This window comes from Brevundimonas intermedia, assembly GCF_027922165.1.
Classification (GTDB): domain Bacteria; phylum Pseudomonadota; class Alphaproteobacteria; order Caulobacterales; family Caulobacteraceae; genus Brevundimonas; species Brevundimonas intermedia.
This window is the reverse complement of record NZ_BSFD01000005.1, coordinates 110,693-129,187: the sequence shown is the minus strand read 5'-3', so window position 1 is coordinate 129,187 and position 18,495 is coordinate 110,693. Positions and strand designations below refer to the sequence as shown.

The window sequence follows — 18,495 nt, the reverse complement described above, 5'->3', positions numbered from 1 at the left end:
CGCCTCGGCGCCACAGCGCGGGAGCCATGATGCCGGCAGGCGGCGCGATGACCAGGGGACCTCGGATCCTCCTGCGCCAGATCCGCGAGGCTCTGGGCGGGGCCGGTGCGGGCGCGACCCCGGCTCAGGACCGCCTGAACATGGTGGTGCGGATCATCGCCCGGTCCATGGTCGCCGAGGTCTGCTCCATCTATCTGCGCCGCGGCTCGGGCGAGCTGGAGCTGTTCGCCACCGAGGGCCTGAACCCCGCCGCCGTCCACAACACCCGCCTTCGCCCCGGCGAGGGTCTGGTCGGCGAAGTGGCCCGCATGGCCCAGCCGATCAGTCTGTCGGACGCGCCGTCGCACCCCTCCTTCTCCTACCGGCCGGAAACGGGCGAAGACCCCTATCACGCCTTCCTCGGCGCCCCCCTGCTGCGCGGCGGCCGGGCCATCGGCGTTCTGGTCGTCCAGAACCGCACCGAGCGGCGGTATGACGAGGAAGAGGTCGAGGACATCCAGACCATCGCCATGGTCCTGTCCGAGACGGTGTCCTCCGGCGAACTGCTGGACCAGGACGAACTGCGCGACGTCGAACTGGCCCCTCATCGCCCGGAACGGCTGAAGGGCCAGAAGTTCGGCGACGGTCTGGCGGTCGGTCATGTGGTCCTGCACGAAGCCCCGCTGCCGCCCGAAAAGCTCCTGTCCGAAGACCCGGCGATGGAGGAGGCGCGGCTGAAGCTGGCCCTGGCCTCGCTGAAGACCGGCCTGGACGCCATGCTGGACAAGGGCCAGGGCCTGGCCGGACCCTCGTTCGAGGTGCTGGAGACCTATCGGATGTTCGCCGACGACCGGGGCTGGAACCGGTCGCTGGAAGAGGCGGTCCGCAACGGCCTCACGGCCGAGGCGGCGGTGGACCGGGTCCGCAACGAGCACCGCGCCCGCTTCGCCCAGGCCCGCGACCCCTATATCCGCGAACGGCTGCACGATTTCGAGGACCTGGCAAACCGGCTGCTGCGGGTGCTGGCGGGCGACAAGCCGGGCGAGCGCGAACTGCCCGACGACGCCATTCTGGTCGCGCGTAACCTGGGGCCCGCCGACCTGCTGGAATATCCGCGCGACAAGCTGAAGGGCCTGTTGCTGGAAGAAGGCTCGGCCGCAAGCCACGCCGCCATCGTCGCCCGCGCGCTTCAGATTCCCTGCGTCGGCCGCCTGATGGGCCTGCGCGACCGGCTGTCGGAAGGCGACGTCGTCATCGCCGACGGCGAGACGGGCGAGGCCTATCTGCGTCCCCGCCCCGACATGATCGAGGCGGTCCAGTCGCGGATGGCCGTGCGCGATCAGCGTCAGGCCCAGTTCGCCCAGCTGCGCGACACCCCCGCCGTCACCCTGGACGGCCAGCGCATCAGCCTGCTGACCAACGCCGGTCTGGCGGTGGACCTGGAGAACCTGAACGAGACGGGGGCCGAAGGCATCGGCCTGTTCCGCACCGAGTTCCAGTTCATGGTCTCGGACGAGCTGCCCCGGCTGGACGCCCAGACGGCCCTGTACAAGCTGGTGCTGGACGCCGCCGGCGACCGGCCCGTCACCTTCCGGACCCTGGACATCGGCGGCGACAAGGTCCTGCCCTATCTGGAGGCCGAGCGGGAGGAGAACCCGGCCCTGGGCCGCCGCGCCATCCGTCTGGGTCTCGACCGGCCGTCGTTGTTGCGGATGCAACTGCGCGCCCTGCTGACGGCGGCGGCGGGCCGCGAGCTGCGCGTCATGTTCCCGATGATCGCCACGGTGGACGAGTTCCGCGCCGCGCGCGAACTGGTCGAGGTCGAATGCGCCTGGGCCAAGCGACGCGGCCGCGCCTTGCCCGCCCTGCTGCGGGTCGGGGCCATGGTCGAATGCCCGTCGCTGCTGTGGCATCTGGACGCGCTTCTGCCTCTGACCGACTTCGTCTCGATCGGCACCAACGACCTGTTCCAGTACATGTACGCCGCCGACCGGACCAATCCGCTGGTCTCGGACCGCTACGATCCCCTGTCGCCCCCGACCCTGCGCGCCCTGCAGTCGATCCAGAAAGCCTGCGCCGACACAGGCACGCCGGTGTCGATCTGCGGCGAGCTGGCGGGCCGCCCGCTGGAAGCTTTCGCCCTGATCACATTGGGCTTTACCCGCCTGTCGGCCCCGGCCGGCGGAGTCGGCCCGGTCAAGCGGATGATCCTGTCCGCCGACCTGACGGCCGCCCGCCGTGGGCTGAACAATCTGCTGAACCTGTCCACCGGCTCCGTCCGTAACGAGATCGAATCCCTGGCGCGAAAGTTGAACGTGTCCGTCTGACGATCGCCGCGCGCGTCCCGTTCAGGGAATCGCCGTTGATGGGACAGGGATTATGGTTTATCCACAGGACGCATCAGGACGGCCTCCGGGGGGAGGCGCGTCCGGTCACGAAGACATGCTAACCGACGGGTCCGTTTCGAGTACGGGGCGGATTCAGGCCGTTCCGAGTGTGGGGTCAGGCGTCATGGCGCTGGATGCGGGGCACGCCCCCGAAGAGTTCAAGGCACATCCCGACTGGAAGGACGTCACGCCCTCCATCGCGGAGTCCGCGACTCTGGGCGACGGCCTGCGTCGCGCGCGCGAGCAGTCGGGCAAGTCCCTGGCAGACCTGGCGGCCGAGACCAAGGTTCACACCCGTTTCCTGATCGCTTTGGAACAGAACGACTGGTCGTCCCTGCCGTCCCGCGTCTTCGCCATCGGCTATGTGCGCGGCTATGCGACGGCCCTGGGTCTGGACGAACAGCTGGCCGTCGAACGGTTCAAGCGTGAAAGCCCCGACACCTCGGCGCCTTTGAAGGCGCCGATCGGCGTGGCCTTCGAGGACGTCAAACGCCATTCGCCGCGCATCATCGCCGGGATCGCCGTGGTGGCCCTGGCCGTCATCGGCTGGAACATCTTCCAGCGCGTCAATCTGATGCGGGCGCCCCAGCCGTCGGATATCGCGACCGTGCCCGAAAGCTGGTCCCTGGGCGCCGTGCCCGGCCAGGACGGGCTGATCGACCTGAGCGCGCCCCGCGCCGCGCCGCCCGACCAGACCACGCCGGCCCTCTATATTACGCCGGGGCTCGAGGCCCAGCTGACCGGGATCGACCCCAATGACCCGGCGGTGATCGCGGCCACGGCGGCGGCGAACAACGCCCCGGTGCAGAAAGCCTTCAATCCCCGCGGCGCCGTCTATGGCGCCCCCGCCACCGCCTCGCAGGTGGTGATCCAGGCCAAGAAGGCCGGCGCCCTGGTCGTGCGTCTGGCCGACGGGCAGGCCCTGTTCGCGCGCCAGATGGCGGCCGGCGAGGCCTGGCGCGCGCCCCTGGGCCTCAGCGCCGTCATCGACGTGTCGGATCCGGCGGCCTTCGACGTCTATCTGAACGGCGAACACGGCGGCGTCCTGCCGGCCGTCGTCACGCCCCTGACGCAACTGAACCGCCGCGCCGAGGACGCCGCCCGTCAGGTGGCGGACGAGCAGGCGCGCCGTCAGCTCCAGATCCAGGCTGACCGGGCGACCCAAGCCCAGGCTCAGGTCCAGACCCAGGGCCAAACCCAGGGCCAGACTCAGGGCCAGCCCGCGCCCACGACGCCCCCCATCGGCGCCGTCACGACAAACTGATCGTCGCTCCCCCGTGGTCCCGCCGTCATCATCGGCCTATATGACCCTTCCATGAGCGATCACACGCACGTCCGACCCTGGCGCCATATCGAGCGCCGCAAGAGCCGCCAGATCCGCGTCGGCTCCGTCCTGGTGGGCGGCGACGCCCCGATCAGCGTCCAGTCAATGACCAATACGCCGACGTCCGACGCGGCGGCGACCATCGACCAGATCCGCCAGCTGGAGGAGGCCGGCGCCGACATCGTCCGCGTCTCGTGCCCCGACGTGGAATCGACCGACGCCTTCAAGACCATCGCGCGCGAAGCCAAGGTCCCCTTGGTCGCCGACATCCATTTCCACTACAAGCGCGGCATCGAGGCGGCCCAGGCGGGCGCTGCCTGCCTCCGCATCAATCCGGGCAATATCGGCAGCGCCGACCGCGTCCGCGACGTGATCCAGGCCGCCAAGGATCACGGCTGTTCGATGCGGATCGGCGTCAACGCCGGCTCGCTGGAAAAGGAGCTGCTGGAGAAATACGGCGAGCCCTGCCCCGACGCCATGGTCGAGAGCGCCCTGAACCACGCCCGCATCCTTCAGGATCACGACTTCCACGAGTTCAAGATTTCGGTAAAGGCGTCCGACCCCTTCCTGACCGTCGCCGCCTATCAGCAGCTGGCCGAGGCCATCGACTGCCCCCTGCACCTGGGCGTGACCGAGGCCGGGCCTCTGCGCACCGGCACCATCAAGTCGGCCATCGGCATGGGGTCGATGCTGTGGGCCGGCATCGGCGACACCATCCGCGTCTCCCTGGCCGCCGATCCGGTCGAGGAGATCAAGGTCGGCTTCGACATCCTGAAGTCGCTGGGCCTGCGTCACCGGGGCGTCAACATCATCGCCTGCCCGTCCTGCGCCCGTCAGGGCTTCAACGTCATCGAGACGGTCGCCGTACTGGAAGAAAAGCTGGCCCATATCTCGACGCCGATGAGCCTGTCGGTCATCGGCTGCGTCGTGAACGGCCCGGGCGAGGCCCTCTACACCGACATCGGTTTCACCGGCGGCGGCAAGGGCGCCGGCATGATCTATCTGAACGGCAAGATCGCCCACAAACAGGCCAACGAGGGCATGATCGACCATATCGTCGACCTGGTCGAACAGAAGGCCGCCGAACTGGACGCGGCCCGCGCGGCGGAGCTTCAGGCGGCGGAATAGGCGACGCGCCCGCGAGTTGTGTCAGTTTTGACAAATTAACGCATGGCTTGATTGACGCCCCACGCCCCAGATGCAACCTATGCCATAAGTTCACCTGGGGAGGGTGAACTGTAATCCATTGAGGGGCTTCATGATATTCCGTACCTCCGCACGCTTCGGCGTGCGTGCGCTCGCGCTTGTCGGCGTGGCGTTGTCTCTGCCTGCCTGCGCTACCGTGACGCGTGGCTCGAGCCAGCAATTCTCCGTCCAGAGCACGCCGCCGGGCGCGCAGGTCAGCACGTCCAACGGCTTCGAATGCCAGGCCACGCCCTGCACCTTCCGCATGCCGCGCAAGGACGCCTTCCGCATCACCGTGTCGAAGGAGGGCTATGTGTCCCAGACCCACGACATCACCAGCAGCGTCTCGGGCGCGGGCGGTACGGCCATGGCGGGCAACATCCTGATCGGCGGCATTATCGGCGGCGCGATCGACGCGACCTCGGGCGCCATGAACGATCTGAAGCCCAATCCGCTGATCGTCACCTTGCGCACGCCGGCCGAAGAGGCGGCAGCCGCCCGGTCCGTCGCTCCGACCACCACCCCGACTGGAGATCAATAATGTTTCGCCGTCTCGCTTCTGCTGCTTGCCTGACCGCCCTGTTGGGGGTCGCCGCCTGCGCCAGCCCGTCCAATCCGGCCCTGATGACCTTAGCCGCCACGCCCGGCCTTACCGCCACGCCCGGCGATCTGGGCTACAAGTCGGTGACCACGGTCTCGGTCTCCGGCGGGCAGGACACGAACCCGATGTGGACATCCCAAGTGTCCAACGCCGACTTCAAGACCGCCCTGGAAGGCTCTTTGGCCGCTGCCGGCTATATGGGCGCCGAGGGTCAGCCGATGACGGTCTCCGCATCTCTGATCGACCTCAAACAGCCCTTCGCCGGCCTCGACATGTCCGTCACCAGTCAGATCCGTTACACGGTGCAGCGGGCAGACCGGACTGTCTTCGACGAGACGGTGGCGGCGACCGGAACGGCGAAGATGGGTGAAGCCTTCATGGGCGTCGAACGCCTGCGGATAGCCAACGAAGCCTCGATCCGTGAAAACATCAAGGAATTCCTGACCCGCTTCCGCGCCCGCGCGCGCTGATCGGCGCATAGGAACACTACAGCGACGGCGGGTCCGCCCGCCGTCGCTATTCGTTCAAATCAGCTACAATATCTCGGTGCTCGTCCCCGCAGCCCCACACTAAAGGCAAGGCTCGAGCGATCACACCCGCGAGGGGACAGGGATCGGGCCGCCCAGCGCCAACGGCGAGTTAGACGCCGCCTGCAATAGGCTTCGTCCCTCGAACACCGCCGCGATGGCGTCACGCCCGTCCTGAAGCACAGGTTGAAGCGGGCAGGTTTCAACGTCAGGGCAGGTTTCGCACGGTCCATTGGCGGTTCGCGACGCGCAGGGAGCCAGGGCCAGCGGACCTTCCAGCGCCCGGATCACATCGGCGAAACTTATGGCCTGGGCCGGCGCCGCCAGGGCGTAGCCCCCGGTTCGCCCCCGCTTCGACACCAGCAGGCCCTGGCGCCGCAGGTCCAGCAATATGGCCTCGAGAAACTTGCGCGGCGCCGTGGCGGCCTCGGCGATCTCGCCGATGGTGGCGGGGCCGCCGCCGGGCAGGCCTGCCAGGTGGATCATGGCGCGCAAGGCGTAGCGGGACCGGTTCGACAACATGGTCCGTGATCGCGTGATCGCGCCCCGGACGCAAGACGTGGTGGGCGCCTGCTCGGCCCTATCTCATCGCGTCGAACCCAGCCGGGCGACCGCGGCCACTATCTGGGGCCCGGTATAGGGTTTCAGCACCACGGCCTCGGCAAGGTGGCCGTGACGGGCGGCGGCCCCAGCGTCGCCGAATATGAAGACGATCCGCATGGCCCACCGCCGGGTCATAACCTCGGCCAGTTCGACGCGGCGACAATCGACAGCACGCCCCCCGGCGCGCTAAGGACGGCGCTCTCTTTCTCCAGGATTTCCCCTTGCGTCTGCCCCAGGCCCGTCTCGATCAGGTGCTCGACCGTTTCCACGAGGTGGAGGCCCGGATGGGGGCGGCGACGGACGGCGTCGAGATCGTCCGTCTGTCCAAGGAACACGCCGAGCTCAAGCCCGTCGCCGACGCCGTCCAGGGCCTGGCCCGTCTCCGCGCCGAGATGGTCGATCTGGAGGCGATGGCCGCCGATCCCGAAATGGCCGCCATGGCCCAGGACGAGCTGCGCGACCTGACCGAGCGCCTGCCGGGGCTGGAACGCGACGTCGCCCTGTTGCTGGCCCCGCGCGACGCCGACGAGAACGCCTCGGCCGTGCTGGAAGTCCGCGCCGGCACCGGCGGCGACGAGGCGGCCCTGTTCGCCGGCGACCTGTTCCGCATGTATTCGCGCTACGCCTCGACGCGCGGCTGGCGGATCGAGCTGGATTCGGCGACTGAGGGCGACGCCGGCGGCTACAAGGAAATCATCGCCACCGTCACCGGCGACGGCGTCTTCGGCCGGCTGAAGTTCGAAAGCGGCGTCCACCGGGTCCAGCGCGTGCCGACGACCGAGGCCGGGGGCCGCATCCACACCTCGGCCGCCACGGTCGCGGTTCTGCCCGAGGTCGAGGACGTCGAGATCGAGATCCTGGAAAAGGACATCCGCATCGACACCTTCCGCGCCTCCGGTTCGGGCGGTCAGCACGTCAACAAGACGGACTCGGCCGTGCGGATCACCCACCTTCCGACCGGGATCGTGGCCACCAGCTCCGAGAAGTCGCAGCACGTGAACCGCGACAAGGCGATGAAGAACCTGCGGGTGCGCCTATACGACATGCAACGCCAGGCCAAGGACCTGGCCCGCGCCGACTCGCGCAAGTCCCAGGTCGGCTCGGGCGACCGGTCCGAGCGGATCCGCACCTACAACTTCCCGCAGGGACGGGTGACCGACCACCGGATCGGCCTGACCCTGCACAGCCTGCCCCAGATTCTGGAAGGCGACCTGGACCCGATGCTGAACGCCCTGATCGCCGAGGATCAGGCCGCGCGCCTGGCGGATCTCGAGGCCGAGTTCGGCTGATCAGCCCAGCACGCCCGTCATCGGCAGGCAGAGCACCAGACCGGTGGCGGCGGTGTAGCCGGCGAAGGCGTGGATCGAGCGTCGGCGGCAGGTGAAGGCCTCAGGTTCGCCCATGCGCGACGCCTGATCGGTCCAGAGCAAATACAGGGCCTGCACCGTCCACCCGGCCATGAAGGCGGCGACGGCCCAGCCGCTGAGGGCGGCCAGAGTCGCACCGGACAGCATGACCAGCACGCCGGCCAGGACGATCACCCCATCGCCCACATGCTCGGCGACGGGGATCGCGACCAAGCCCGCCAAGGCGCGTTGCAGACGCCAGTTGAGCCAGGCCTGATAAAGAAGCATCAGCCCGCCCAAGACGTAGAAGACCCCTATCGCGCGCGCTGCCCACTCCATGGCGGGAATAAGGCGTTATTCCCGCGCGGGTCGTAAGTGCGGAAAACCCCTTATTTTGCGGAAAACGCCCGACCGGAGCATCCAAGACACATCCGTTGATATCTCAGACCGAGAGCGCAGCTTCCGCCTGGAGGGCCCGCACGACCGCTGGACGGCTCGCCATCCGTTCGTAGTGCGCCTGAACCCGTGGAAACGCCGCGATATCGACCCCGTCGCCTTCCAGCCAGGCGGAGAAGGTGAACAGATAGGGGTCGGCGACCGAATAGGGGTCGCCCATCACCCAGTCGCCCCCGCATTTCTGGGCCAGATCCGCTTCGATCAGGGCGAAACAGTCCCGCATGTTCTGCGTCACCTTGGCCGCCATCGAGGCCTGGGCCGCAGCGTCGTCGCTCCAGCGCGAGGCCCGTCGGCCATGGGCATGGGCCACATGGACGGTCGAGGCGAGATAGAGGTTGAAGGCCTGCATCCGCGCGAAGGCGAACGGATCGACCGGCGCCAGCTGTCCCGACGGCGCGAGCGCGGCGATATAGGCCAGGATGGCCGGGCTCTCGGTCAGGATTCCAAGATCGGTCGCCAGGGCCGGGACCCGCCCCTTGGGATTGAGGGCCAGAAACGCCGGTTGCTGCTGGTCGCCGCGGGCGAAATCGACCAGCCGGACCTCGAAGTTCAGGCCGGACTCTTCCAGCGCGATATGGCTGGCCCGGCTGCAAGATCCGGGGGCGGTATAGAGGGTCAGCATGATCGTCTCGGCGTGAAAGAAAAAAGGCGGCGAGATCCTCGCCGCCTTTTCCGTCTCTTACAGGTCCAGCAGGGCCCGCTGCGGGTCTTCCAGCAGTTCCTTGACCCGGACCAGGAAGGTCACGGCTTCCTTGCCGTCGACGATCCGGTGGTCATAGCTGAGGGCCAGATACATCATCGGGCGGATCTTGACCTCGCCGTTGATGGCCATCGGGCGCTGGACGATATTGTGCATGCCCAGGATGCCCGACTGCGGCGCGTTGAGGATCGGCGTCGACATCAGCGACCCATAGGTGCCGCCGTTGGTGATGGTGAAGGTGCCGCCCTGCATCTGGTCCATGGTCAGGGCGCCGTCGCGGGCGGCCTTGCCCAGGGCGCCGATGCCCTTTTCGATGCCCGCCAGCGACAGGGTGTCGGCGTCGCGCAGCACCGGAACCACCAGACCCTTGTCGGTGCCGACGGCGACGCCGATGTCATAGTGGTTCTTGTAGATGATGTCCGTGCCGTCGATCTCGGCGTTGACGGCCGGGATCTCGTGCAGGGCCGCGACGACGGCCTTGGTGAAGAAGGACATGAAGCCCAGTTTCACGCCGTGACGCTTCTCGAACACGTCCTTGTACTGGGCGCGCAGGGCCATGACATTGGTCATGTCCACCTCGTTGAAGGTGGTCAGCTGGGCGGCCGTGTTCTGCGATTCCTTCAGGCGACGGGCGATGGTCTGACGCAGGCGCGTCATCTTCACCCGCTCCTCACGCGGACCGACGGCGCGCGGAGCCGACGGGGCTGCGGCAGGGGCCGGCGCCGGAGCGGCGGCGCCGATGGCGGCGATGGCGTCAGCCTTGGTGATATTGCCCTTGGGTCCCGTGGCGGCGATGGCCTTGGGGTCCAGGTTGTTCTCGGCGACCACGCGCTGGACAGCCGGCGACAGGGTCTCGTTCTTGCCGACCTGGGCTGAGCCGGTGTTGGCCGGGGCGGCGGCGGGCGCAGCCGGAGCAGGCGCAGCGGCGGCCGGAGCGGCGGCGGCGCCCGAACCCGAAATCGAGCCGATCTTCTGACCGGGGGTGACGGTCGCGCCTTCGTCGGCGGCGATGGTCAGGACGCCGTCAGCCGGGGCCGACACCTCGACCGCGACCTTGTCGGTCTCGATCTCGACCAGCAGTTCGTCCTTCTTGACCGCTTCGCCGCTCTTCTTGAGCCATTTGCCCATCGAACCCTCGGCGACGCTTTCGCCCATCACCGGCACGGTGATGTCGATGCTCGACGCAGCGGCGGCGGGCGCAGCCTTGGTCTCGGCCTTGGCGGCCTTGGCCGGGGCTGGGGCCGGAGCCGGAGCCGGGGCAGCGGCCGCGCCGCCTTCGGTCACCGAACCCAGGACCGTGCCGGGAACCACGGTGTCGCCCTCGGCGGCGTTGATGGCGCCCAGGACGCCGTCGGCCGGGGCCACGACTTCCAGCGACACCTTGTCGGTTTCCAGCTCGACGAGCAGTTCGTCCTTCTTGACCGCGTCGCCGACCTTCTTGGTCCATTTCGCGATAGTGGCCTCGGTGACGGATTCACCGAGGGCGGGGGTCAGGATGTCGGCCATGTCGGGTCCAGCTGTCTTTCGGAGTGTCTTGTGACGTGTATCAGGCGAAGGCTTCGTTGGTGAAGGTCTCGAGTTCCTTCAGGTGTCGGCTCATCAGGCCGGCGGCCGTCGAAGCGGAACCGGGACGGCCGACGTAGCGGGCGCGCTTGGAGGCGACGTCGAGCTTGTCGAGCGTCAGTTCCAGCCATGGATCGACGAAGGTCCAGCCGCCCATATTCTTCGGCTCTTCCTGGCACCAGACCACTTCCGCCTTCGGGAAGCGGGCCAGTTCCTTGCGCAGCGACTGGATCGGCCACGGATAGAACTGTTCCAGGCGCAGGATATAGACGTCGTCCACCGCCTGGCCTTCCTTGGCCTTCTTCTCGCGCGCGTCCAGCAGGTCGTAATAGACCTTGCCCGAGCACAGGATGACGCGGCGGATCGCCTTGTCGGCCTTGATCTTGATCCCGGCGACGTCGGGGCGGGTCTGGGCGTCGTCGTGCAGGACGCGGTGGAAGGACGAACCCTCCGCCAGATCCTTCATCGACGAGACCGCCTTCTTGTGCCGCAGCAACGACTTGGGCGTCATCAGGATCAGCGGCTTGCGGAACGGCCGGTGCATCTGGCGACGCAGGATGTGGAAATAGTTGGCCGGGGTGGTGCAGTTGGCGACCTGCATATTGTCTTCGGCGCACTGTTGCAGGAAGCGCTCCAGGCGGGCCGACGAGTGTTCCGGACCCTGGCCCTCATAGCCGTGCGGCAGCAGCATGGTCAGGCCGCTCATCCGCAGCCATTTGCGTTCGCCCGAGCTGATGAACTGGTCGATCACCACCTGGGCGCCGTTCACGAAGTCGCCGAACTGGGCCTCCCACAGCACCAGGGTGTTCGGGTCGGCCAGCGAGTAGCCGTACTCGAAGCCCAGCACCGCCTCTTCCGACAGGGCCGAGTCGATCACTTCGAAATTGGCCTGGCCTTCGCGCAGGTTGTTCAGCGGCATGTACCGCTCTTCGGTCGTCTGATCGATGATGCCCGAATGGCGTTGCGAGAATGTGCCGCGCACAGAATCCTGGCCCGACAGGCGCACCGGGAAGCCTTCGTCCACCAGCGAGGCGAAGGCCAGGCTTTCGGCCGTGGCCCAGTCCAGGTTTTCGCCCGAAGCGATAGCTTCGCGGCGGCCGTCATAGACGCGCTTCAGCGTCTTGTGCATGTCGACGCTGTTGGGAATGGTGGTCAGGCGGTGACCCAGGTCGGTCAGCTTGGCCAGGGGCACGGCGGTGTCGCCGCGCAGCTCGTCCTTGGGCGACTGGAAGCCCTGCCACTGGCCGTCCAGCCAGTCGGCCTTCTCGGCGGACCAGGTCTTGCCGGCCTCGAACTGCTCGTCGAGGAAGGTCTCGAACCGGGCGACCTCGGCGTCGATCTCGGCCTGGGTGATGACGCCCTCGGCGACCAGACGCTGCGAATACAGTTCGCGGGTCGAGGGCTGGGCGCGGATCTTCGAATACATCAGCGGTTGGGTGAAGGTCGGATCGTCGCCTTCGTTGTGGCCGAACCGGCGATAGCAGAACATGTCCACCACCGCGTCCTTGTGGAACTTCTGACGGTATTCGGTGGCCACCTTGGCGGCGAAGACGACCGCTTCGGGATCATCGCCGTTGACGTGGAAGATCGGCGCCTGAACCATCAGGGCCACATCCGACGGATAGGGCGACGAGCGCGAGTTCCGCGGGCTGGTGGTGAAGCCGATCTGGTTGTTGATGACGAAATGCAGGGTGCCGCCGGTGCGGTAGCCCTTCAGCCCCATCAGGGCGAAACATTCGGCCACCACGCCCTGACCGGCGAAGGCGGCGTCGCCGTGGATCAGCAGGGGCACGACCTTGGAGCGGTCCAGGGCCCATTCCGCCTCGGGCTTGCCCGCGTTGGCGTCGCGAATGTCGAACGCCTGTTTCGCGCGCGCCTTGCCCAGGACCACCGGATTGACGATCTCGAGGTGCGACGGGTTGGCGGTCAGCGACAGGTGGACGTGGTTGCCGTCGAACTCGCGGTTCGAGCTGGCGCCCATGTGATACTTCACGTCGCCCGAGCCCTCGATGTCGCTCGGCACGGCCGAGCCGCCCTGGAACTCGTGGAAGATGACCTTGTAAGGCTTGCCCATCACGGCGGCGAGCACGTTCAGGCGGCCGCGGTGGGCCATGCCCAGCACGACCTCGTCGACGCCCAGCGAACCGCCGCGCTTGATGACCTGCTCCAGCGCCGGGACCATGGCCTCGCCGCCGTCCAGGCCGAACCGCTTGGTGCCGGGGAAACGCTTGTGCAGGAACCGCTCAAAGCCCTCGGCCTCGATCAGCTTGTTGAGGATGGCCAGCTTGCCTTCCTTGGAGAAGGCGTTCTGCTCGAACTTGTCCGGCCCCTCGAACCGCTGCTGCAGCCAGGACTTCTCCTCCGGCTCGGCGATATGCATGTACTGGATGCCGATGGTGCCGCAATAGGTGCGCTTCAGCAGGTCCAGCACCTGGCGGATCGTGCCGGTCTGAAGTCCCAGAACCCCGTCCAGGAAGATGGGGCGATCCAGGTCGGCTTCGCTAAAGCCATAGAATTCCGGCGTCAGTTCCGGGTTCTCGACCGGCTGTTCGATGCCCAGCGGGTCCAGCTTGGCCTGCAGGTGACCCCGCACGCGATAGCTGCGGATCAGCATCAGGGCGCGGATGGAATCATGGGCGGCGGCGCGGATCGCGTCGGCCGACACCTCGACGGGCACAGCCTTGGCCGGAGCCGCTGCGGGCGCCGGCGCCGCGCCGGGCTTCTTGGGATCGGGCTTGGGGGCCGGCCAGCGGCCGTCGAACACGGCGGTCGACTCGCTGGGTTCGGTGGCCGTGCCACGCCCCCAGGCGCCGGCCTCGGCCGAAGCCTTCACGCTGGCGGCGTTGTCGCGCAGTTGGTCGAAGAAGGCTTTCCATTCCGCAGAGACCGAGCCTGGATCATTGGCCCATTTCTCGTGCAGCTCCTCGATATAGGCCGCATTGGACCCGTAGAGGAAAGAGGTCTCGGCAAAGACCTGGTTCAGCCGACCGGCATCGTCCGCCATCGTTTTTCGCAATCCCTGGCCCCCGACGGACACATCTCCGTGAGGGGTGCGCCCGTCATATAGGCCCGCTTTCCTTATGGGTCATGACCGAAACGGGGCAATTCGGTGAGAAATTGGTCGCAGCCGCAAAGAAAAACGCCCCCGGCCTGAGCCGAGGGCGTCCAATCCTGCCGAGACCGGCATTTTTCGTTCTCCCTCCCCCACGGGGGAGGGGGGCGAAGCGAAGCGAAGCCGGGTGGGGCCGGCAAGGCGACGCCCCACAGATCTTCCCGCCTCAGACAGGTGCGGCCCAGCCTGGCCGCCCCCACCCCGTCGCTGGCGCGACGCCCCTCCCCCGCAGGGGGAGGGAGAGGTTCGTGCGATCAGCCCTTCAGCACGTCCACCAGGGTCTTGCCCAGGCGGGCCGGCGATTCCGACATGCGGATGCCGGCGGCCTCCATCGCCGCGATCTTGGATTCCGCATCGCCCTTGCCGCCCGAGACGACGGCGCCGGCGTGGCCCATGGTGCGGCCCTTGGGCGCGGTCCGTCCGGCGATGAAGCCGGCCATCGGCTTCTTGCGGCCCTTCTTGGCTTCGTCGATCAGGAATTGGGCGGCGTCTTCTTCGGCGCCGCCGCCGATTTCACCGATCATGATGATCGAGGTGGTTTCCGGATCGGCCAGGAACAGCTCCAGCACGTCGATGAACTCGGTGCCCTTGACCGGGTCGCCGCCGATGCCGACGGCCGTGGTCTGGCCCAGGCCTTCGTTGGTGGTCTGGAACACGGCTTCATAGGTCAGGGTGCCCGAACGCGACACGATGCCGACCGAGCCCTTCTTGAAGATATTGCCCGGCATGATGCCGATCTTGCACTCGTCTGGAGTCAGGATGCCCGGGCAGTTCGGGCCCAAGAGGCGCGACTTGGAGCCTTCCAGGTGACGCTTGACCTTGACCATGTCCATCACCGGGATGCCCTCGGTGATGCAGGTGATGAACGGGATCTCGGCGTCGATGGCTTCGATGATGGCGGCGGCCGCGCCCGACGGCGGGACATAGATCACCGAGGCGTCGGCGCCCGTGGCGTCCTTGGCTTCGGCGACCGAGGCGTAGATCGGCAGGCTTTCGCCGTGCGAACCGGTCCAGTTCGTGCCGCCCTTGGTCGGGTGCACGCCGGCGACCATCTGGGTCCCGTGATAGGCCAGGGCCTGTTCGGTGTGGAAGCCGCCGGTCTTGCCGGTCAGCCCCTGGACGATGATCTTGGTGTCTTTGTTGACGAGGATGGACATGGGGTCTCGTTTCGCTTGCTAGACTTGGGGGTTAGACGGAAAGGAAAGGGTTTTCGACCCGGACCGACCCGTAGGTCTGACCGTGATTGAGGTCTTCGGAATAGAGGATTTTCGCGCCAATCTTTTCAGCGGCGGCGATGATGGCGCCGTCCCAGTAGGACAGCTGATAGCGGCGGGCGTTGTCGATGCCGGCCAGGACAACTTCAGGCGTCACCGGCTGGCAAGGCTTCAAGGCGACGACCCGCACCCACTCGCGCGCCTTGTCCGGAGACAGCGGCGCTTCGCCCTTCCTGATGGCGTTGTTGTAGAACTCGGCCAAGACCTGCCCCGAGGTGCAATAGTCCTCGGTCAGCACGATCTCGCGCGCACGCTCCCACCTATGCCCCGCATGGTCGCGACCAAGAGCGGCGTAGAGCAGAATATTGGTGTCGAGAAAGACCTCAGAACTCGCGATCAAACCGAGGTTCCCCGCTGTAGGTCTCTTCGCGCGTAGGCGGACGCCAGCCTTCGCCGCCCCGGCCCTCAGATTCGTCGATCAGCTTGAGCAGCGCCTCGCGCGCCTCGTCCTTGGAGGTTTCCTGCTCGACCAGACGGGTCAGGAAGCCGCGCACCATCTCGTTGACGCTGGTCCGCTTCATGGCCGCCAGCACCCGCACCTTGTCGAGCAGGTCGTCGTCGATGGCGAGGGTCAGGTTGCGGGTCACGCGCGGCGCTTTACACGGGTTATGTGTAGCACATAGCCCGTGGGCCAGGATTAGTCGAGCCTCGGCAACATATAGATCAGCGTGGACCCCGATCCCGACCGGTCCAGCCCGAGAAGCCGCATTTGCCCCGTTCGAGCCATCGCCACGAACTGGGCGTCAGAAAGGCTTCGCGCCGGCGCCCGGCCCTCGGGGGTCTGCAGCCATGCATAGGCGTCAAAGCCGACCGTATTGATAGAATCGAACTTCATGAGGTCGCTCAGCCGGTGGGCCAGGGCGCGATGATCGGTGGGGCGGACGGCGACCCCGCAGAAATCCAGCACAATCGTCTCGCGCCCGACCCGTCGCGTCATCCGGCCCGTCATGACGATGCTCATGTCGGTGGCGTTGGTGCGCATGAAGCCTGCGCGTTCCGTGGCGTTGCGAAGTCGCGGCGTCATGCTTTCCGGCACAGGCGAAAAGCCGGCCTCCGCCGCCAGAATCGCCGCTTGAGCGCGGTCGCCCTGCGAAGCGACGCAGATGGCGTTCAAAGTCGCGATGATGTCGGTGGGTTCAGGCGCCGCCTGGGGCTGTGCCAAAGACTGCGCGGACAGCGCAGGGGGCGCAGATAGAAATATCAGCGAAGCCGCTAAGGCCCGAATAACCCGATGAGCGCCCATAGAGAACAGGGTTCATCAGGGTTGCAGCCGTGTCAACCAATCCCCCGACATGCGGGCGCGATCAGCCGACCGCAGCGACAATCTTCTCTGGGCGGGGGCGTGTTCATCCTCCTGTTCGACCACACGAGCCAGTAAGCCGCGCACCATCTCGTTGACGCTGGTCCGCTTCAGGCGGCCAGCACCCGCACCTTGTCGAGCAGGGCGTCGGCGATGGCGAGGGTGAGGTTGCGAGCCACGACTGCTCTTTACACAGGTTGTGCGGAACACAATCCGTGACGGTCAGGCAGCCGCATCGCCGTCAAGACGGCGAGCCGCCCGCCCTAGAGAGAAGGTGCGACGTAAATCATTATGCGATCTGTACCGCGGCCCATCAGCGTGATGACGGTCACGCGCCCATTGGCTACGGCTTGAGTAACGGCCAGGTCGGAAAGGCCTTGCAAGCTACGCCTTTCCTGGCCCTCGGTCGTAAATCCAAAAGCCGTTTGCTCGCTGTTGGTGAACCTCGGGTCCGGCGCCATTTCGAGCCACTCGGAAAAGGCGACATGCGGATCGGGCGAAATCGGCGAGGCCGAAATCGCGGGCTGCGAAACCACCACGCAAGTCGTCATGTGGATAGCCGCATTGTTGGCAGGCATATCAAAAACGCCCGCGATAACCGTCACGGGATTCGCCGCGCTCGAGTTGACCCACGCCTGCTTGCTCGTAAACGGTAAGCCGAGGTTCGGGATGAGACCGTCAGGAAGCTTGCGCCATCCTTGGCTCGTCGCACGATCAGTTACATGCCCTACCGCGCCGCGCCCATCGACACACAGGTCGATGAATGCGTTTGCGACTGGACTTTGCGTCTGAGCATTGGCGGGAATTGCGACGGCGAGACAGGCCGTCGCAATAACCGCTCTCAGCATCAGCCCACCGCCGCGACGATCTTCTGGGCCGCGTCGTCCAGGTCGTCGGCCGCCTGAATGGTCAGGCCCGACTCGTTCAGGATTTTCTTGCCCAGTTCGGCGTTGGTGCCTTCCAGACGCACGACCAGCGGCACCTTCAGACCGACTTCCTTCACCGCGGCGACGACGCCCTCGGCGATGACGTCGCACTTCATGATGCCGCCGAAGATGTTGACCAGGATGCCCTGGACGTTCGGGTCGGCGGTGATGATCTTGAAGGCCGCAGCGACCTTCTCCTTGCCGGCGCCGCCGCCGACGTCGCAGAAGTTGGCCGGCTCCTTGCCGTACAGCTTGATGATGTCCATCGTCGCCATGGCCAGGCCGGCGCCGTTGACCATGCAACCGATGTTGCCGTCCAGCGAGACATAAGCGAGGTCCCACTTGGAGGCTTCGATTTCCTTGGCGTCTTCCTCGGTCTCGTCGCGCAGGGCCTTGATGTCGTCGTGGCGGAACAGGGCGTTGCCGTCGAAGCTGACCTTGGCGTCCAGCACGCGCAGATGGCCGTCCTTCATGACGATCAGGGGGTTCACCTCCAGCATGTCCATGTCCTTCTCGACGAAGGCCTTGTACAGGGCGGGGAACAGGGACTTTGCGTCTTCGGCGGCGGCGCCCGTCAGGCCGTAGGCGGCGCTGATGGCGGCGACGTCGGCGTCGGTCACGCCCGCGCTCGGGTCGATGACGATGTTCTGGATCTTCTCGGGCGTGTCGTGAGCGACGGTTTCGATGTCCATGCCGCCTTCGGTCGAGACGACGAAGGCGATGCGCCCATAGGCGCGGTCGACCAGCAGCGAGCAATACAGTTCACGATCGATGTCGGCGCCGTCCTCGATGTAGAGGCGGTTGACCTGCTTGCCGGCGTCGCCCGTCTGGGCGGTGACCAGGGTGTTGCCCAGCATTTCCTTGGCGTGGGCGACGGCCTCTTCGACCGAGAAGGCCAGGCGAACGCCGCCCTTGGCGTCGGCCGGCAGTTCCTTGAACTTGCCCTTGCCGCGGCCGCCGGCGTGGATCTGCGACTTCACGACATAGAGGGGGCCGGGCAGGGATTTGGCGGCCGCCTCGACCTGATCGACCGACGTCACTGCGACGCCTTCGGCGACCGGGGCGCCGAAACCTTTGAGGACCTGCTTGGCCTGATATTCGTGGATGTTCATGAGGGACCGTCGCAACCGCTGCTGGGAGAGTTGCGGGGCTTATAGGCCCCGTCCGTTCGCAGGTGCAACCGTCCACAGCCTCCCTTTAGAGCCTGATCGT

Annotated in this window: 18 protein-coding genes; 6 read left to right on the top strand and 12 right to left on the bottom strand. The window is 66.7% G+C overall.

Annotated features, from left to right (window positions below; translation table 11 throughout):
- Positions 1-47: 47 nt before the first annotated feature.
- The 5 genes from ptsP to PKE72_RS09895 all read left to right on the top strand — a co-directional run bounded on the left by ptsP (position 48) and on the right by PKE72_RS09895 (position 5,946).
- Positions 48-2,306 (top strand): phosphoenolpyruvate--protein phosphotransferase, encoded by a 2,259-nt coding sequence (gene ptsP / locus PKE72_RS09915; RefSeq protein ID WP_271165211.1) that lies wholly within the window; start codon positions 48-50, stop codon positions 2,304-2,306.
- 184 nt (positions 2,307-2,490) lie between these two features.
- A complete protein-coding gene (locus PKE72_RS09910) occupies positions 2,491-3,630 on the top strand; it encodes a helix-turn-helix domain-containing protein (protein WP_271165210.1) in 1,140 nt (379 codons plus the stop codon).
- 51 nt (positions 3,631-3,681) lie between these two features.
- A complete protein-coding gene (gene ispG, locus PKE72_RS09905) occupies positions 3,682-4,818 on the top strand; it encodes a flavodoxin-dependent (E)-4-hydroxy-3-methylbut-2-enyl-diphosphate synthase (protein WP_271165209.1) in 1,137 nt (378 codons plus the stop codon).
- 130 nt (positions 4,819-4,948) lie between these two features.
- On the top strand, positions 4,949-5,416 hold the full coding sequence (locus PKE72_RS09900; protein ID WP_271165208.1) for a PEGA domain-containing protein: 468 nt from the start codon (positions 4,949-4,951) through the stop codon (positions 5,414-5,416).
- The gene (locus tag PKE72_RS09895) at positions 5,416-5,946 is read left to right on the top strand and encodes a hypothetical protein (protein ID WP_271165207.1); all 531 of its coding nucleotides are present in this window, start codon (positions 5,416-5,418) and stop codon (positions 5,944-5,946) included. The genes PKE72_RS09900 and PKE72_RS09895 overlap by 1 nt, the downstream gene beginning before the upstream one ends.
- A gap of 120 nt (positions 5,947-6,066) precedes the next feature.
- On the opposite strand, the gene PKE72_RS09890 is transcribed toward PKE72_RS09895, so the two are convergent.
- A complete protein-coding gene (locus tag PKE72_RS09890) occupies positions 6,067-6,525 on the bottom strand; it encodes an RrF2 family transcriptional regulator (RefSeq protein ID WP_271165206.1) in 459 nt (152 codons plus the stop codon).
- 63 nt (positions 6,526-6,588) lie between these two features.
- Positions 6,589-6,741, bottom strand: coding sequence for a hypothetical protein (locus tag PKE72_RS09885; protein WP_271165205.1), 153 nt, complete (start codon positions 6,739-6,741; stop codon positions 6,589-6,591).
- Positions 6,742-6,827: 86 nt separating this feature from the next.
- On the opposite strand from PKE72_RS09885, the gene prfA reads away from it, so the two are divergent.
- Positions 6,828-7,895, top strand: coding sequence for a peptide chain release factor 1 (prfA, locus tag PKE72_RS09880; RefSeq protein WP_271165204.1), 1,068 nt, complete (start codon positions 6,828-6,830; stop codon positions 7,893-7,895).
- On the opposite strand, the gene PKE72_RS09875 is transcribed toward prfA, so the two are convergent.
- From PKE72_RS09875 to sucC, 10 genes are all read right to left on the bottom strand, one after another.
- A complete protein-coding gene (locus PKE72_RS09875) occupies positions 7,896-8,240 on the bottom strand; it encodes a hypothetical protein (protein ID WP_271165203.1) in 345 nt (114 codons plus the stop codon).
- A gap of 154 nt (positions 8,241-8,394) precedes the next feature.
- Positions 8,395-9,030 (bottom strand): glutathione S-transferase family protein, encoded by a 636-nt coding sequence (locus tag PKE72_RS09870; RefSeq protein ID WP_271165202.1) that lies wholly within the window; start codon positions 9,028-9,030, stop codon positions 8,395-8,397.
- Positions 9,031-9,087: 57 nt separating this feature from the next.
- Positions 9,088-10,614, bottom strand: coding sequence for a 2-oxoglutarate dehydrogenase complex dihydrolipoyllysine-residue succinyltransferase (odhB, locus tag PKE72_RS09865; protein ID WP_271165201.1), 1,527 nt, complete (start codon positions 10,612-10,614; stop codon positions 9,088-9,090).
- 40 nt (positions 10,615-10,654) lie between these two features.
- Complete coding sequence (locus tag PKE72_RS09860; RefSeq protein ID WP_271165200.1) at positions 10,655-13,675, bottom strand: 2-oxoglutarate dehydrogenase E1 component; 3,021 nt, start codon at positions 13,673-13,675, stop codon at positions 10,655-10,657.
- 362 nt (positions 13,676-14,037) lie between these two features.
- Positions 14,038-14,940, bottom strand: coding sequence for a succinate--CoA ligase subunit alpha (sucD, locus tag PKE72_RS09855; protein ID WP_271165199.1), 903 nt, complete (start codon positions 14,938-14,940; stop codon positions 14,038-14,040).
- 31 nt (positions 14,941-14,971) lie between these two features.
- On the bottom strand, positions 14,972-15,397 hold the full coding sequence (locus tag PKE72_RS09850) for a PIN domain-containing protein (protein ID WP_271165198.1): 426 nt from the start codon (positions 15,395-15,397) through the stop codon (positions 14,972-14,974).
- Complete coding sequence (locus PKE72_RS09845) at positions 15,381-15,644, bottom strand: ribbon-helix-helix protein, CopG family (RefSeq protein WP_271165197.1); 264 nt, start codon at positions 15,642-15,644, stop codon at positions 15,381-15,383. The genes PKE72_RS09850 and PKE72_RS09845 overlap by 17 nt, the downstream gene beginning before the upstream one ends.
- A 50-nt stretch (positions 15,645-15,694) precedes the next feature.
- The gene (locus PKE72_RS09840; protein WP_271165196.1) at positions 15,695-16,219 is read right to left on the bottom strand and encodes a hypothetical protein; all 525 of its coding nucleotides are present in this window, start codon (positions 16,217-16,219) and stop codon (positions 15,695-15,697) included.
- A gap of 401 nt (positions 16,220-16,620) precedes the next feature.
- Complete coding sequence (locus tag PKE72_RS09835) at positions 16,621-17,205, bottom strand: hypothetical protein (protein ID WP_271165195.1); 585 nt, start codon at positions 17,203-17,205, stop codon at positions 16,621-16,623.
- The gene (sucC, locus tag PKE72_RS09830; protein ID WP_183196749.1) at positions 17,205-18,395 is read right to left on the bottom strand and encodes an ADP-forming succinate--CoA ligase subunit beta; all 1,191 of its coding nucleotides are present in this window, start codon (positions 18,393-18,395) and stop codon (positions 17,205-17,207) included. The genes PKE72_RS09835 and sucC overlap by 1 nt, the downstream gene beginning before the upstream one ends.
- Between the last annotated feature and the right edge of the window lie 100 nt (positions 18,396-18,495).